The sequence below is a fragment of the Shewanella sp. 38A_GOM-205m genome, from assembly GCF_000518445.1.
GTDB lineage: Bacteria > Pseudomonadota > Gammaproteobacteria > Enterobacterales > Shewanellaceae > Shewanella > Shewanella algae.
Map to the genome: position 1 here is coordinate 13,612 of NZ_JADP01000021.1, position 14,920 is coordinate 28,531.

The 14,920-nt window shown below is 53.2% G+C and carries 13 protein-coding genes and 2 tRNA genes; 1 reads left to right on the forward strand and 14 read right to left on the reverse strand.

The annotated features are described in order from the left end of the window. The 9 genes from rimP to rlmE all read right to left on the reverse strand — a co-directional run bounded on the left by rimP (position 1) and on the right by rlmE (position 7,182). Positions 1-456, reverse strand: a complete 456-nt coding sequence (gene rimP, locus N512_RS0113395) for a ribosome maturation factor RimP (protein WP_025009933.1) — start codon at positions 454-456, stop codon at positions 1-3. Between the two features lie 174 nt (positions 457-630). After that, positions 631-707, reverse strand: a tRNA-Met gene (locus N512_RS0113400). Between the two features lie 81 nt (positions 708-788). Further along, positions 789-875: transfer RNA gene (locus N512_RS0113405), tRNA-Leu, on the reverse strand. Between the two features lie 10 nt (positions 876-885). Next, positions 886-1,191 (reverse strand): preprotein translocase subunit SecG, encoded by a 306-nt coding sequence (secG, locus tag N512_RS0113410; protein WP_025009932.1) that lies wholly within the window; start codon positions 1,189-1,191, stop codon positions 886-888. A 1-nt stretch (position 1,192) separates the two neighbouring features. Continuing rightward, the gene (tpiA, locus tag N512_RS0113415) at positions 1,193-1,975 is read right to left on the reverse strand and encodes a triose-phosphate isomerase (protein ID WP_025009931.1); all 783 of its coding nucleotides are present in this window, start codon (positions 1,973-1,975) and stop codon (positions 1,193-1,195) included. Positions 1,976-2,157: 182 nt separating this feature from the next. Continuing rightward, on the reverse strand, positions 2,158-3,495 hold the full coding sequence (gene glmM / locus N512_RS0113420) for a phosphoglucosamine mutase (protein WP_025009930.1): 1,338 nt from the start codon (positions 3,493-3,495) through the stop codon (positions 2,158-2,160). 98 nt (positions 3,496-3,593) lie between these two features. Beyond that, a complete protein-coding gene (folP, locus tag N512_RS0113425; protein WP_028780660.1) occupies positions 3,594-4,430 on the reverse strand; it encodes a dihydropteroate synthase in 837 nt (278 codons plus the stop codon). A gap of 113 nt (positions 4,431-4,543) precedes the next feature. Beyond that, a complete protein-coding gene (gene ftsH, locus N512_RS0113430) occupies positions 4,544-6,508 on the reverse strand; it encodes an ATP-dependent zinc metalloprotease FtsH (protein WP_025009928.1) in 1,965 nt (654 codons plus the stop codon). Positions 6,509-6,552: 44 nt separating this feature from the next. Further along, positions 6,553-7,182: a 23S rRNA (uridine(2552)-2'-O)-methyltransferase RlmE gene (gene rlmE, locus N512_RS0113435; protein ID WP_025009927.1), complete on the reverse strand. Its 630-nt coding sequence runs from the start codon at positions 7,180-7,182 to the stop codon at positions 6,553-6,555. Between the two features lie 90 nt (positions 7,183-7,272). Here rlmE and yhbY point away from each other — a divergent pair, with 90 nt between their 5' ends. Beyond that, entirely contained in the window at positions 7,273-7,572 is a 300-nt protein-coding gene (yhbY, locus tag N512_RS0113440; RefSeq protein ID WP_025009926.1) for a ribosome assembly RNA-binding protein YhbY, read from the forward strand. Between the two features lie 115 nt (positions 7,573-7,687). On the opposite strand, the gene secF is transcribed toward yhbY, so the two are convergent. The 5 genes from secF to N512_RS0113465 all read right to left on the reverse strand — a co-directional run bounded on the left by secF (position 7,688) and on the right by N512_RS0113465 (position 14,885). After that, positions 7,688-8,584 carry a protein translocase subunit SecF gene (gene secF / locus N512_RS0113445; RefSeq protein ID WP_391570470.1) on the reverse strand — a complete coding sequence of 299 codons (897 nt, stop codon included), beginning with the start codon at positions 8,582-8,584 and terminating at the stop codon, positions 7,688-7,690. Between the two features lie 4 nt (positions 8,585-8,588). Beyond that, positions 8,589-10,424 (reverse strand): protein translocase subunit SecD, encoded by a 1,836-nt coding sequence (gene secD / locus N512_RS0113450; RefSeq protein ID WP_051472809.1) that lies wholly within the window; start codon positions 10,422-10,424, stop codon positions 8,589-8,591. Positions 10,425-10,543: 119 nt separating this feature from the next. Then, positions 10,544-11,113 (reverse strand): hypothetical protein, encoded by a 570-nt coding sequence (locus N512_RS23810; protein WP_051472810.1) that lies wholly within the window; start codon positions 11,111-11,113, stop codon positions 10,544-10,546. 106 nt (positions 11,114-11,219) lie between these two features. After that, the gene (gene greA / locus N512_RS0113460; protein WP_025887902.1) at positions 11,220-11,696 is read right to left on the reverse strand and encodes a transcription elongation factor GreA; all 477 of its coding nucleotides are present in this window, start codon (positions 11,694-11,696) and stop codon (positions 11,220-11,222) included. A gap of 243 nt (positions 11,697-11,939) precedes the next feature. Further along, the gene (locus N512_RS0113465) at positions 11,940-14,885 is read right to left on the reverse strand and encodes an alkaline phosphatase family protein (RefSeq protein WP_231473588.1); all 2,946 of its coding nucleotides are present in this window, start codon (positions 14,883-14,885) and stop codon (positions 11,940-11,942) included. Between the last annotated feature and the right edge of the window lie 35 nt (positions 14,886-14,920).

The following is a 14,920-nucleotide window of genomic DNA, read 5'->3' on the forward strand; positions in this document are numbered from 1 at the left end:
TCAAAACTTAGCGATCAGGTTGCCTTTACGGATGTTATCCAAGGCAATAATCAAGTCTTTTCCATCCACTGTCAGGGTGAGCATCTGCCCGTCCACCTTAGTGATGGTACCTTTTAAGTTACGACTACCCGCTACCGGCATAGTCAGTTGAATCTTTGCTTCCTCTCCAAGGTACATACCATATTGCTCAGAGGTGAACAGCGGCCTGTCGAGACCGGGAGAGGAGACTTCCAGAGTGTATTCGGAAGTGATAGGGTCCTCGACATCCAGAATGGCGCTCGCCTGACGACTGGCATTGGCACAGTCTTCAATATTAATGCCGTTCTCACTGTCAATAAATAGCCGCAAGGTTGAATGCTTGCCGGCCTTAACAAATTCAATACCCCAGAGCTGGTAGCCTAAGCCTTCCACTGCTGGAGTAAGCATTTCTGTGAGTCTGGATTCTAATGTTGCCAAGGTAACCCCCGAAAAACAAAAAAGGGCTATTAATAGCCCCAGTATTGAGCTGCCGTAAAAGGCAGCAAATTTAAAAGTCCCAGATAACAAAAAACCCCGTAATCACGAGGTCATTATGTTCAAGAACCTGTAAACAGGATGAATTGTAGAGTAGCGCAATTCATCACTGGGAGCTGGTTGCGGGGGCCGGATTTGAACCGACGACCTTCGGGTTATGAGCCCGACGAGCTACCAAGCTGCTCCACCCCGCGTCAACTGCTGCAAGTTTACTGATTTCAGCTTTTACTTGCAATAACTGAGGAAAATTTCACATCCATTTCTCAGTTAAAGATTGGTGCCGAGAGCGGGACTTGAACCCGCACGACCGTTAGGTCACAGCCACCTCAAGGCTGCGCGTCTACCAATTTCACCACCTCGGCATATTCGGTATTAGTCTGGAATTTTGGTCTCAGACTGTTGGGTCTGTTCTACGTCAGGCCCCATAATGTTGGTTTCCTGCTTCACGTGATGTGCACTCATATTGCCGATAACCAGGCTGAGAGTGAAAAACGCGATAGCGAGAATCGCCGTTGTACGGGTCAGAAAGTTACCTGAACCTGCTGAACCGAACAGGGTTCCTGAAGCACCGGCACCAAAAGATGCGCCCATGTCAGCCCCTTTGCCTTGCTGGATAAGGATGAGTCCAACCAGACCCAAAGCTACCAACAAGTAAATAACCATCAGTACTTCTTTCATATTAAGCGCTCATTGCTATCGTACATAAACTCAAGAATTCGGTAGAGTTTAAGCTAGCACCGCCTATCAGTCCACCATCCACATCAGGTTGGGCGAATAAATCTGCAGCATTACTCGGTGTGACACTGCCGCCGTACAAGATCCTGATATTTTCCCCGATATAAGGGGACACTTCAGAGAGGCGATTGCGTATAAACGCGTGAACTTCTTGTGCCTGCTCCGGTGTTGCGCTCTTTCCTGTCCCTACAGCCCAAAGGGGTTCATAGGCGATGATCGCATTATCAAAAGCCATGGTACCGTTCTTTTCGATTACCACATCCAACTCCTCGGCAAGCACCTCGAAGGTACGTCTTGCTTCACGAGCCGGGCCCGATTCACCGACACAAAGTATCGGGGTCAAACCGTGCTTTTGAGCTGCGGCAAATTTCTCTGCCACTATATTACTCGTCTCACCGTACATACGGCGGCGTTCCGAGTGACCGATTATCACATAACGACAGCCGGCATCTTTCAGCATCCGCCCTGAGGTTTCACCTGTGTAGGCACCAAAATCGTGCTGACTCAGGTTTTGAGCCCCCATTCTAACCAGAGAACCGTTCAGGGTTTCTCTGTTAGTTTCGAGCAGTTGCCTTACGCTTTCCAGGTAAATTGCTGGTGGGCATAAAACCACTTCAACAGAATCATTATGTAGCTTGGTGGCAAACTTCTTGAACAACTCTTGCGCCAACTGCGCGCTGCCATTCATTTTCCAGTTGCCTGCTACCATTGGACGTCTGAGTGCCATCACCATCTCCTCTGAAAGCGGCGTGAATAATAGCGAACCACTTATTAACTTACAATACCTGATTACGGAATTTTTGCGATTTACTGTGTGTTCGGCTACTTTTTGCGCTCGCACTCAGTAAATCGCTCACAATTCCAGCTTAAGTCATTAATTTTACTTTGATTAAGCTAAAAAAGGCCAGTTTAAACCGCTTGTTTGACTGCGGTGGCAATGGTTTCGGCATGGGCGCGCACCTGGGCTTCATCGTCCCCTTCCACCATCACCCGGATCAAAGGCTCAGTACCGGATTTACGCAGCAGGACCCGGCCGCGCTCACCAAGTTGCGACTCAACCTGAGCCTGGGCGTCTTTCACCAGTTGTGATGCCAGCGGATCTGAGTTGCCTTCAAAGCGAACATTAATAAGGACCTGAGGCAACATCTTCATAGATTCAGTCAACTCGTCCAGCGAGGCGTTGTGACGACGCATGGCCGCCAGCACCAGAATACCTGCCACTATGCCATCACCCGTAGTACCATGATCCAGATTGAGGATATGGCCTGAGTTCTCCCCCCCTATACGCCAATCTTTCTCTTTCAGCAGTTCCATTACATAGCGGTCGCCGACTTTGGAACGGGCAAAGGGGATATTGAGCTGTTTGAGTGCCAATTCGAGTCCAAGATTGGACATCAGGGTACCGACAACCCCGCCTTTAAGAATGCCGCGCTTTTGGGCGTCGCAGGCAAGAATATAGAGGATCTGATCGCCGTCTATCACTTCACCCTGTCGATTGACCATCATGATACGGTCACCGTCGCCATCGAGCGCGATACCCAGATCGGCGCCTTCGCTGACCACGGTCTCACAAATCTTGGCCATGGAGGTCGCGCCAACCTGATCATTGATGTTGATGCCATTGGGCTTATCCCCTATGGTCACTACCTCGGCGCCCAGTTCGCGGAACACATTGGGAGCAATGTGATAGGTAGCGCCGTGAGCACAATCCACCACTATCTTGAGCCCGGCGAGGGTTTGATCCGCCGGGAAGTTACCTTTGCAATATTCGATATAACGACCGGCGGCATCATCGATACGGGAGACTTTCCCCAGCAGGTGCGACTCAACACAAACCAGAGGTTTTTCCAGCTCGGCTTCAATCTCCAGTTCCAGTTCGTCATCCAGCTTGCTGCCATCTGTGGAGAAAAACTTGATGCCGTTGTCATAGTAGGGATTGTGAGATGCACTGATAACGACCCCCGCCTCGGCGCGGAATGTTCGGGTCAGGTAGGCGACTGCCGGCGTCGGCATGGGCCCCATTAACATCACATTGAGTCCGGCGGCAGACAGGCCGGCTTCCAACGCCGACTCGAACAGATAACCTGAGATCCGGGTATCCTTGCCTATAATCACTTTACGGGTACCACTGCGGGACAAGACCCTACCGGCAGCCCAGCCAAGCTTAAGTGCCAGCTCCGGAGTCATCTTGCCCGCTCCAACCTTGCCGCGGATCCCGTCCGTACCAAAAAACTTTCTCACGCTCACTCCTACTGAGAACCATCTCTGAATGGTTATTCTATATACTGTAAACCTAATGCCGGCTGACCCGCCGGCCTGAAACCTATGAAGTCACGGCGCAGTCTTTATCCAAACTGCTTGGTTGCTGCCATGACCTTGAGTACATCGCTGGTCTCTGCAACATCATGTACCCGAATAATATGTGCGCCCCGCTGAGCAGCCAACATGGCGCCCGCCAGGCTACCTGCCAATCTGTTGTCGACACTGCGCTCAAGCAGATTTCCTATCATACTCTTTCGCGATAGTCCGATAAGTAAAGGCAGATCAAATTTTGCCAGCTCTTGCAAATGAGCCAGCAGATGATAATTGTGTTCCAGCGTCTTGCCAAATCCAAAACCCGGATCCAGCAATATTGCCTCTCTGGCGATCCCCGCATCAATACAGGCCTCAATGCGCTTGGCAAAGAAGTCATTCACCTCGGCAAGCAGATCCTCATAGTGGGGCGCATTCTGCATGGTTCTGGGTTGTCCTTGCATATGCATCAGGCACACAGGTACCTGCAGCTCAGCAGCTGCTTGTAGAGCGCCGGGCTCCTGCAAGGCCCGCACATCATTGATAAGGTGAGCGCCGGCATTGATACCGGCGCGCATCACTTCGGCTTTACTGGTATCCAAAGAGATCCAGATGTGGGGATACTTGGCGACAATATACTCCACCAAGGGAACAACCCGGGAAAGCTCCTCATCGACGCTGACATCGGCAGCTCCGGGCCGGGTGGACTCGCCGCCGATATCGATAAACACGGCGCCATCGGCCACCATTTGGTCGGCGTGGCGGCAGGCCAGTTCAAAGGAAGAAAAGCGGCCGCCATCGGAAAACGAATCCGGGGTTACATTGAGGATCCCCATTACCTTGGGCTCATCGAGTAGTAGTTGGTGAGCACCGGACTTCAATTCAAACACTCTTTACTCCCTTACGCGTCAAGCGCGAGAACATCTTTATTGGATTTATTATTGTGCCTTCCGGCAGAAACAAGAAAACCCCTTGCGGGGTTTTCTTTTACCTCAGAGTAGGCTTATTTCAGCGGGCTCTCGCCGGGTTTGCCCAAATCTGCAGCAGTATCACTCGGCTCATGCTCTTCAACTTCAGTCTCTTCAGGCTTGGCACCTTTACTGCCATTATTGCCGTTGGAAGAGCCATTGTCGTCCAGCTGCCAATCGACCGGAGGACGCACTTCGCGGCGCTCCATCAGGTCCTCTATCTGGCGCGAGTCTATGGTCTCATACTTCATCAACGCATCTTTCATCGCGTGCAGTACGTCCATATTCTCATCCAGCAGTTGCTTGGCACGCTGGTAGTTGCGGTCAATGATGGCCTTGATTTCAGAGTCTATGATGGCCGCAGTCTCATCAGACATATGCTTGGACTTGGCCATGGAGCGGCCCAGGAATACTTCACCCTCTTCCTCTGCGTACAGCAGCGGACCGAGTTTCTCGGAGAAGCCCCACTGGGTCACCATGTTACGGGCAATGGCCGTAGCATATTTAATGTCCTGAGATGCACCGGTAGAGACTTTTTCAGTGCCAAAGATAATCTCTTCGGCCAGTCGACCACCGTAGGCCACAGAGATCTTACTCTCCAGCTTCTGGCGGCTCTCACTGATGGCATCGGCTTCCGGCAGGAAGAAGGTCACACCCAAGGCCCGGCCTCGAGGGATAATGGTTACCTTATGCACAGGGTCGTGCTCAGGCACCAGATAGCCCACAATCGCGTGACCGGCTTCGTGGTAAGCTGTCATCTCTTTCTCGGACTCAGACATCACCATAGAGCGGCGTTCGGCGCCCATCATGATCTTGTCTTTGGCACTCTCAAACTCTTCCATGGTCACCACACGGCGATTACCGCGGGCGGCAAACAGTGCAGCCTCGTTAACCAGGTTGGCAAGATCCGCACCTGAGAACCCAGGCGTACCACGGGCAATCACACTGGCTTTAACATCATCACCCAAAGGCACTTTACGCATGTGCACTTTAAGAATTTGCTCACGGCCACGAACATCCGGCAACCCTACAACAACCTGGCGGTCGAAACGGCCTGGACGCAGCAGCGCGGCATCCAACACGTCTGGACGGTTGGTTGCGGCGATAACGATAATACCTTCATTACCTTCAAAGCCATCCATTTCCACCAGCATCTGGTTCAATGTTTGCTCACGCTCGTCGTGACCACCACCGAGCCCGGCACCACGCTGACGGCCCACGGCATCGATTTCATCGATAAAGATGATGCATGGCGCCGACTTTTTGGCCTGCTCGAACATGTCACGTACCCGGGAGGCACCGACACCGACAAACATTTCCACAAAGTCAGAACCTGAGATGGTAAAGAAAGGCACCTTGGCTTCACCGGCAATCGCCTTGGCAAGCAAGGTTTTACCTGTACCTGGAGGACCAACCATCAAGACACCGGTAGGAATACGGCCACCGAGTTTCTGGAATTTGGTGGGATCACGCAGATAATCCACCATCTCCTTCACCTCTTCCTTGGCCTCGTCACAACCGGCCACATCGGCAAAGGTGGTCTTAATCTGATCTTCGCTCATCAGCTTGGCTTTACTCTTGCCAAAGGACATGGCGCCTTTACCGCCACCGCCCTGCATCTGTCGCATAAAGAAGATCCACACCCCGATAAGCAGCAACATGGGGAACCAGGAGATAAAGATCTGTGTCAGGAAACCTGACTCTTCGGCTTCCTGCCCTTTCATGCGGATGCCTTTACGGTCCAGGTCATTGATCAGATCCTGGTCATACAAGGGCATAATGGTGGTGAACTTTTCACCGGACTTTTTGACGCCTTCAATCGTACGTTGGTCGCTTTTCACTTCAACGTTGCTGACTTGGCCGCTACGAACATCGTCCAGGAAAGTCGAATAATCCATCTTCTGCGCTGACGAAGAAGAGGGGGAGTAACCCTGGAACACGGACATCAGCACCACGGCGATGACCACCCAGAGAATCAAATTTTTTGCCATGTCACTCAATTACTGAACCTCACAAAGTCTTGAGATTTACTTCAATCAGGGTACTACAACTTGTACCCTGTCGCTACCAGATAGACCTCGCGAGAACGTGGCCTGGAGGAATCCGGCTTACGGGTTTTTACAGTCTTGAACGCTTGTCTGACTGCTTTCATATACTCGTCAAAGCCCTCCCCCTGAAAGACTTTAACAGCAAAACTACCATTGGCTGCCAACACCTGATGACACATATCCAGCGCCAACTCCACTAAATACATGGCTCTGGGCTGATCCACACCATCTGAACCACTCATATTGGGCGCCATATCCGAGAGCACCAAGTCAACCTTATCTTCCCCTACCCGGGTCAGCAAGGCCTCAAGGACTTTTTCCTCACGGAAGTCTCCTTGAAGGAAATCGACGCCAACGATTGGGTCCATCGGTAAAATATCACAGGCAACCACTTTACCTTTTTCACCGACCAGCTTGGCCGCCACCTGAGACCAACCTCCGGGAGCCGCCCCCAGGTCGACCACTGTCATCCCGGGTTTAATCAGCTGATCTTTTTGTTGCAGCTCCTCTAACTTGAACGCGGCCCGCGAACGCAGCCCCCGTTTTTGTGCCAATTTGACATAGTGATCATCAAAGTGTTCCTGCATCCAACGGGTGGAACTGGCCGTACGTTTCTTACCTGACATTCAAAATCCGCAACAAATGAGAGTTACACAAGGGCTATATGAGGGTAGAATAGCGGCTTTTCAACAGTAACTCAGCAAAAGTTGGTAGAAATGAACTTAACAACCAAACAGAAACAGCATCTCAAGGGCCTGGCACATAGCCTCAAGCCGGTAGTGCTGCTTGGTGCCAATGGCCTGACTGAAGGGGTACTGGCTGAAATTGATAATGCGCTCTCTCACCATGAGCTGATTAAAGTTAAAGTCGCCTCTGAAGACAGAGAACTGAAAGCCGCTATCGTTGATGCCATTGTCCGTGAAACCCAGGCAACCAAGGTGCAGCTGATCGGCCATGTTTTGGTGCTCTTCCGTCAATCCGAAGAGATGAAAATCGCTCTGCCCAAGGCCAGATAAGCCCTTTCCCCACAAAAAAGCCACCTTAACCGGTGGCTTTTTTGTTGCCATAATCCCATCGGCGCACACATTGTGGCGCCGGCGGATTAAATCAGTATTAATTGATAGGTTTCAATCAGGGTGTCTGGGTCACAGGCGTCACCCGATAATGCTCACTGGACAGCCCCAGCCATTCCGGCAATGAAGTACCAACCGATATCGAGGAGAAAGTACCGGTCAACACCCCGATAAACATGGCGATGGAAAATCCTTCCAAGGGGCCTCCGCCCATGATCCACAGTGCTGAAATAGTCATCAGGGTAGTACCGGATGTCACCATGGTTCGGGCAAAAGTGGCCGCAATCGCCTGGTTATTGATGTCTTTTACCGCCAGCTTGGGTTTGGCAGCCAGCAATTCGCGGATCCTGTCGGCGATAATGATGGAATCGTTGAGCGAATATCCCAAAATGGCCAACACAGCCGCCAGCACAGTCAGGTTGAACTCCATCTGAGTGGCGGCAAAAAAAGCCAGCACAAAGATAACATCATGCACCAGAGCAAATACCGCACCGGACGCCAGACGCCACTCAAAGCGGTAAGAGAGATACCCCAGAATACACAGCATTGCCACCAGCAAAGCCAAGCCGCCCTGCTCGGCCAACTCCTGGCCGACCTGAGGCCCGACTATGCTGGTATTGAGCACTTCAACATGAGTGTTCATACCCGCCAGTACCTCCGGCAGTTCGGGCATTCTCTGCCCGGCACTTGGCGCTGCATAACGCAGCACCCAGCGTCCCGGCTCACCGGCAGCAATCAGGCTGACTTCCTGGCCATAGGCCTGCTGCAACACAGGTTGCAGCGATTTGGCGCTGATTGAGCTGTCGATACGGATTTCACTGACCACGCCGCCGGTAAAATCCAGCCCCCAGTTGAGCCCCTTGACGGCAATCACACTGATGGACACTATCATCAAAATCACGGAAACCGCGCTGCTGAAATAACGCCACTTGGTTGCATTTTTCATATTAATCATAATATTAAACCCTCACTTCGCGGCTGAAGTTCTTGCCATAGACCAGATTGATAATCGCCCTTGAGGCAAAAATCCCGGTGAACATACTGGTCAACAACCCCAGCCCCAGCGTCAGCGCAAACCCCTGAATAGGACCATTACCTATGGCGTAGAGCACTACAGCAGTGATCATAGTGGTGAAGTTGGCATCGAAAATGGTGGAGAAGGCGCTGTCAAAGCCCTTGTCAATGGCGTGCGCCAATGCCCGCCCTTCACGAAGCTTGTCGCGGATCCGCTCGAAAATCAGCACATTGGTATCCACCGCCATCCCCACTGTCAGCACCAAACCGGCAATCCCGGGGAGAGTCAGTACCGCGCCGGGGATCAAGGCCAGCAAGCCAAACAGCAACACCATGTTAGCCAGCAATGCCAGGTTGGCGACCCAGCCCAGCCTGCGATACCAGAGCGCCATAAACACCAGGGTGATCCCCATGCCGAGCGCCAGGGCGGCAAAGCCGTTGTGAATATTCTCTGCCCCCAGCGTCGGGCCTATGGTGCGCTCTTCAACTATGGTGACAGGCGCAGTCATAGAACCGGCCCGCAGCAAAAGAGCCAGTTGCTGCGCATCCTGATAACTACCGGCGCCGGTTATCCGAAAACGCTCCGGCAGCACAGACTGAATGGTGGCGACACTGATAATTTCATTGCTTTGTACTGCCTTGCCGTTGGCATCGCGGCTGTACTCACTGTATGCCGTGGCCATAGGTTTGCCGATATGGCCTCGGGAGAAGTCGGTCATACGGCGGCCGCCTTCACTGTCCAGGGTAATATTGACCTCGGCAGTACCCATTTCACCTATGCCGGCACGGGCATCGACAATATGCTCGCCGGTCAGCACAGGTTTGCGCGCCACGGGCACAGAATTGCCGGACTTGTCCTTAATCAACATGGCGCCGGTGGCACTGTCCTTGACTTCATAGAAGGCCAGAGTCGCGGTCGCCCCTATCACACTCTTGGCGGCAGCCGGGTCTTGAACACCGGGCAGCTCGATACGGATGCGGCTCTCGCCCTGACGCTGCACCAGCGCTTCGGTGATCCCCAACTCTTCGATACGGGTACGCATGATCTGTAGGTTTTGCTGCACTGTCAGGTTACGCAAATTGATTTTCTCAGCCTCAGTCAGCGCCAACTTGAGTTGACTGTTATTGCTGCTCACCTGCCAGAGTGGGTATTGCCTGGCCATAAACTGCCGCACCTCGGCGCGAGCCGCCTCGGGCATAACCACTGTCAGTTGCTCTTCAGCGCCCTGACGCACACTCAAGCCTCGGATCCCTTGCTCTCTGGCAAAGGCACGCAGGGCGTCGGCCAGTGAACTTCCCTGGGTTTGATACACAGGGGTGAGATCCACATCCAACAAGAATTGCACCCCGCCACGAAGATCCAGCCCCAACTTAATGGGTTCAAACCCCATGCCGAGCAACCACTCGGGCGCCGCCGGGCTCAAAGCCAGAGTGAGTTCAGCGGGATCTTTGGCACGACCGGCCAGTAAGGATTTGGCCAAAGTCTGTTGGCCTTCATCATTGAGAATAATCAGGGTTTGCTGATCTTTGCTGTCCAGGCGCTTGACTTGAATATCGGCCTTGGCCAGTTCAGAAACTATCTGGGTCGGAGATAAGTCCAGTCCGGCCTTGGGGGATATTTGCACCGCGGCATCTTCACCATACCAAGTCGGCAAGGCGCTCAGCGCCATCACCACCAGGGTGACTACCAGTGCCAGATATTTCCAGGCGCTGTAGTGATTAAGCAGTTTTTTAGGCTGGCGCCCGCGGCCATTACTCTTTAATAATGAGTCAGTTATCATATTTATGCTCTCTTTTCGACTCGTGGCTTAAGCCACATATCACAGTCGCAGCCATCCAATGAGGGAGTGACTGACAACAGATGAAGTGAAACCCGGACAGAAAAGCCCGGTAGAGAGCGTCAGGCGGCTTGCTGACCGAAGCGATAGCGGAGGTTGGCGTCTTTCCAGCCTCCAAGGCGCAAACCGGCTCCTGGGTGCTTTAAGGTCCAATACTGCTCAATAGGCAATTGCTCGGCAAAACCTATGCTGAGCACAGGCGCCGGTGGCATAGCGATTTCAAACGCCAATTCATAGGGTGGCTCGGCCACATCATGCGGAGCGGCCGTGCTGAGGCAGCGCTGGCTGGCTCCGGGCGCCGAATAGAGTTGGTCGCCCTGCTCGGAGCGCAGCAACTTGGATAAGTGAGACAGGGAAACCTTGCCATCCACCTTTTCTCTGTCGGCAGCATCATGCTTGCCAAGCTTATGATGCAGGGACTCCTGGGATTGGGGCTCTTGACCAAGAGACGCTGACAACACTGCAGAAGACGGCTCTTTGTCAGCATCTTGTTGCTGACTGAGCTCGGGTAAGGCTTGCTCAAACGCCTTCCAGGTTGCATCAGAGGCAATCCCGGAATACACATTGCCCAGCAGACCTATGGCGATCAGCAGGGTAAAGAGGCGCATGATTCTCAGCAAGGTGTTATCCATAAACAGGGTTATTTGGGCGGATGCTAGTCTTTCAAGCCCTGACGGGCAAATTAAACTTTGTCCATCTTGCACAAAAAAGCCGCCCGGAGGCGGCTTGATAACGCAATCAGATATATTCGACGGCGACCACTTCATATTCTGCCAGGCCACCGGGCGTTTGGATGTTGACTTCATCCCCCAGATTTTTGCCGATAAGGCCACGGGCAATGGGTGAGTTCACCGAGATCAGGTTCTCTTTGATATTGGCCTCATCGTCACCGACAATGCGGTAAGTCACTTCGGCATCTGTGTCCAGATTCAGTATGGTCACAGTGGCGCCAAAGATGATCCGGCCATTGTTGGGCATCTTGGTCACATCAATGATCTGGGCATTGGACAGTTTGCCTTCGATATCGCGGATACGGGCTTCGCAAATGCCCTGCTCTTCACGGGCTGCATGGTATTCCGCGTTTTCTTTCAAATCCCCCAGTTCACGCGCCGCGGCAATTGCCTCGGTGATCTTGGGACGGCGATCAAACTTGAGTATATCCAGTTCTTTGCGCAACTGTTCTGCCCCAACCAGGGTCATGGGAACCTTGTTCATAATCTCTTTCGTCTCCTGTCAAACAAAAGCAGCCTCCGTCGGCCTAAGGCCAACAGAGACTCATTTTCCGGGTGAATGGGCGCCATTTTGTCAGCGGCGCCAGGGATGCATAGCGGAATACCGGGGATACACCGGCTAAAACTCAATTCATCTTGGCTACAAGCTTACCTAAGCCATGGCTGGCTTGCCAGCCATGGCGACAAAAATCTCTGTTTCTGTGGCACCGACGATGAGAAATTCATCTCAGTTAAGACTCGAAAGCACAGAGGGATAGCCCCAACCATTGTCTCCTGCCTCGACCTGCTCACCTGTAAGGTACTGATACAAGGTCGGTGCCAGTGAGCCGTTATCCAGCGGCCCCAATCTCTGGCCGGGTTTGACCGTCTCGCCCCAGAAACCTATGAAGGCATCTTTTTCCAGATAATGCTCGCCCGCATGACGCCCCGGTACCAGGGTGTTGTAGCCAAACCCCTCTTTGGGGAAGAGGTTGATGGTGCCGGCCCTGTCTTCATCATAGAGATGTGCCAGTTGCACCACGGCATCGGGTCTGGGACTCATGGTCGCCAGGTTGCGCCACTGCTCGGCGCTGCAGCCCTTGGCACTCCCCAGGCATAGTTCGAGCAGTTGTTGCTTGGCAGACAGCTGAACATCAGACAACGGCACCAGATAAGGGTTGCTCTGAGCCAGTGCCAGCAGCTCTGGCGCGCCCTTACCATCCAGCGCCTGATAACGGATAACGCCCGACTCGCGACTGATCATTTCATCGCGGCGTTGCCCGTTTCTGTATCCCACCAAGCGCACAGAGCAGCTATCAAGCGTACAATCGCTTTGGCGCACTACCAGATAATCCAGCGATTCCTGCAACTCATCGGCAAGCAGGCTGACCATATCCAGCGCCTTGCCTTCTTTAACCTTAAAACGGGTCAACTCTTGATACAGGGGTTGCACCTGCCAACCTCGGTCCGAGTTAAAGAAGTCCAGCATATAGTTGCCACCGGCAGTGGAGGCTATCACCAAATCTACCCCATGCAGTGAAGGCGGATTGAGGTTGTTGGTTATCTTGGGGCCTTCCCCTTCATCAGAGGAGATTTTGCTTATCTTGAGCTCGACCCCGCGTTGCTTGAGCGCATCTTGCAGCACCAGTTCGGGGTTAAGGGTGTGATACACAGGCGCCAAACCATGATCGCCGGCCATGCCCCACAGCGTCTGCGGATAGATACCCGCGTCCCGATACACCTTGTCCAGACGGCTGAGCCAGTAATCGAGCCGGTTAAGCTCACCGGTCGGCGCTATGATTTCGTCGCTGAACGGCCCCTTGAAATGGGCGAAGTGATCCGGCCAGGGGTTATAAATAAGCAGATAGTCCGGCATTGCCTGCTCACTCAGCAAGGCCAGCTCATTGAGCTGTTCATTGAGCTTGGCCCGCAAGCTCATGCGGGAAAACAGCCGCCAGGCGCCCATCTTGTCGTAGGCCTCGAGTTGCTCTCGAACCGCCGTTACTCTATGTTGCAAGCCCTTCTCGGCTTCGGCACGCAGCGACAACTCATTGAGACAGCGCTGCTCGCCAAAATCACGGATCGCTTCCCCCAGCCCCAGATTGACCAGGGCATCGAAACTGGTCTGGGCGTTCCAGTCATATTGGGCGTTGCAGTTTAAGGTCTTGAGATAGTTCAGTCGGTCGAACATGGTGCGCATGCCGCGGCTCTCCGCCAGATTTTCGAGCTGCAGAGCATCATTGCCGAAGAAGTAATAGGCCCGATCACGGGTGCGATCGACAAAGTGAAAATTGGGGATCCCTGTGCCACCCTGGCCGGACACTGCGGCGCCTGTCTTGATAATCGGCAGATTGCGCACACTGATGGTAGGCGTGGAAGAGATACCTCCTGTGGCTATGCCATTTTCACTCCGGCGATAGAGTGACTTAAAAAACGGCAGATAGTACTGATCGGTGACGCCATTTTTCACCAGCTGACGCAAAAAGTCCTGCTTGGGAGTGTGCTGCGGCCGCCCCTTGGCTGACGCGGGCGTGAGTTGCGACAAAGCCGCATCCCTGGCTAGTACTTCTTTGAGATAAGGGCCGGAATTGGGTGCAACCAACGCCTGCATCAGTCCCTGGCTCAAGCCATCTACTGTTATCTGCACCGCTCTTGGACGTCGACTCCAACTTGCCAGAAAGTCACTCAGCCCCTTGGGATCTTCCTTGAGACTGGCCTGCATCCAGGCAGAAAAGGCCTTGGCCCGCTGCGCCGGTAATGCATATTGGCGATAGGCCTTGAGCACATTGAGACGGACAAAGTCGATAAGGGTAACAGTTATCGCCTGCGCCTTGTTGTTTACCTTGGCGGCATTTTCCGCCTTGCCATCTTCAATAATCAGCTTGAGGGCGCTGCGCATATCCCCCTCTGGCAGACTGCCGACATACTTGCCAATCTCATTGATGATCAGCGGCTGAATGTCGGCAATCAGCGCCAGATCTTCAGGGCTATCGCCAAGATAGCGGTAATGCTCCGGCAGTTTCTTGCCAAGGGCCCAGTTATCATTGTTGAACAGGCGATCATAGACAGTCACCAACATGGCAACCAATTGGCGATTGAGCGTCATGCCCTCGCGTCTGTCATTGGCTTCGGCGGTCGGTTCGGTATTGTCTTTGACCTGCTCTTCCAGGCTGAACAGCGAATGCTGCCAGGGTGCGATTTGCTCCTTGCTGTATTGGCTCAGCAGATAATCCCGGAACTGATCCCGGTTCTCGGCGCGGCTGTATCTGTCGTAAAAAAGGTAGAGAAAATGCCCAAGGGGGATGCTGTAGAAAGGATCCGACAGCCGGGCTATGACCCTGGCCTTGGTCGGCGCATCGAGCGGCAGCGTTAAAATGTAGGCATCCAGGCTCATACCGGCAACGGAAAATATCGCCAGATCGCGCCCTGTGGTGACACTGAGCTCCAACCCTTTAAACAGCTGCTTTTGCAGCAGATCGCCGCCGTGATACAAGGGCGCCACCAAAGGCACAGTGTTGATATCAGCCCGCACGCCGTTGCTGCCGAGGCTCAAAGCCAAGCCAAAACTCAAGGCAAGAGCCTGTGCTTTGCTCCGCCGGTTGAACAGCCCTTTGACGCGCCCCGCAACGTTTTCCCGGCCCTTGGGCTCCTTTGAGACAGACTCGAGTATCATCACTTCCTTTCCCTGAAACATCTTGATTGCAGCATCTTAAATGAAACGCCTTGATA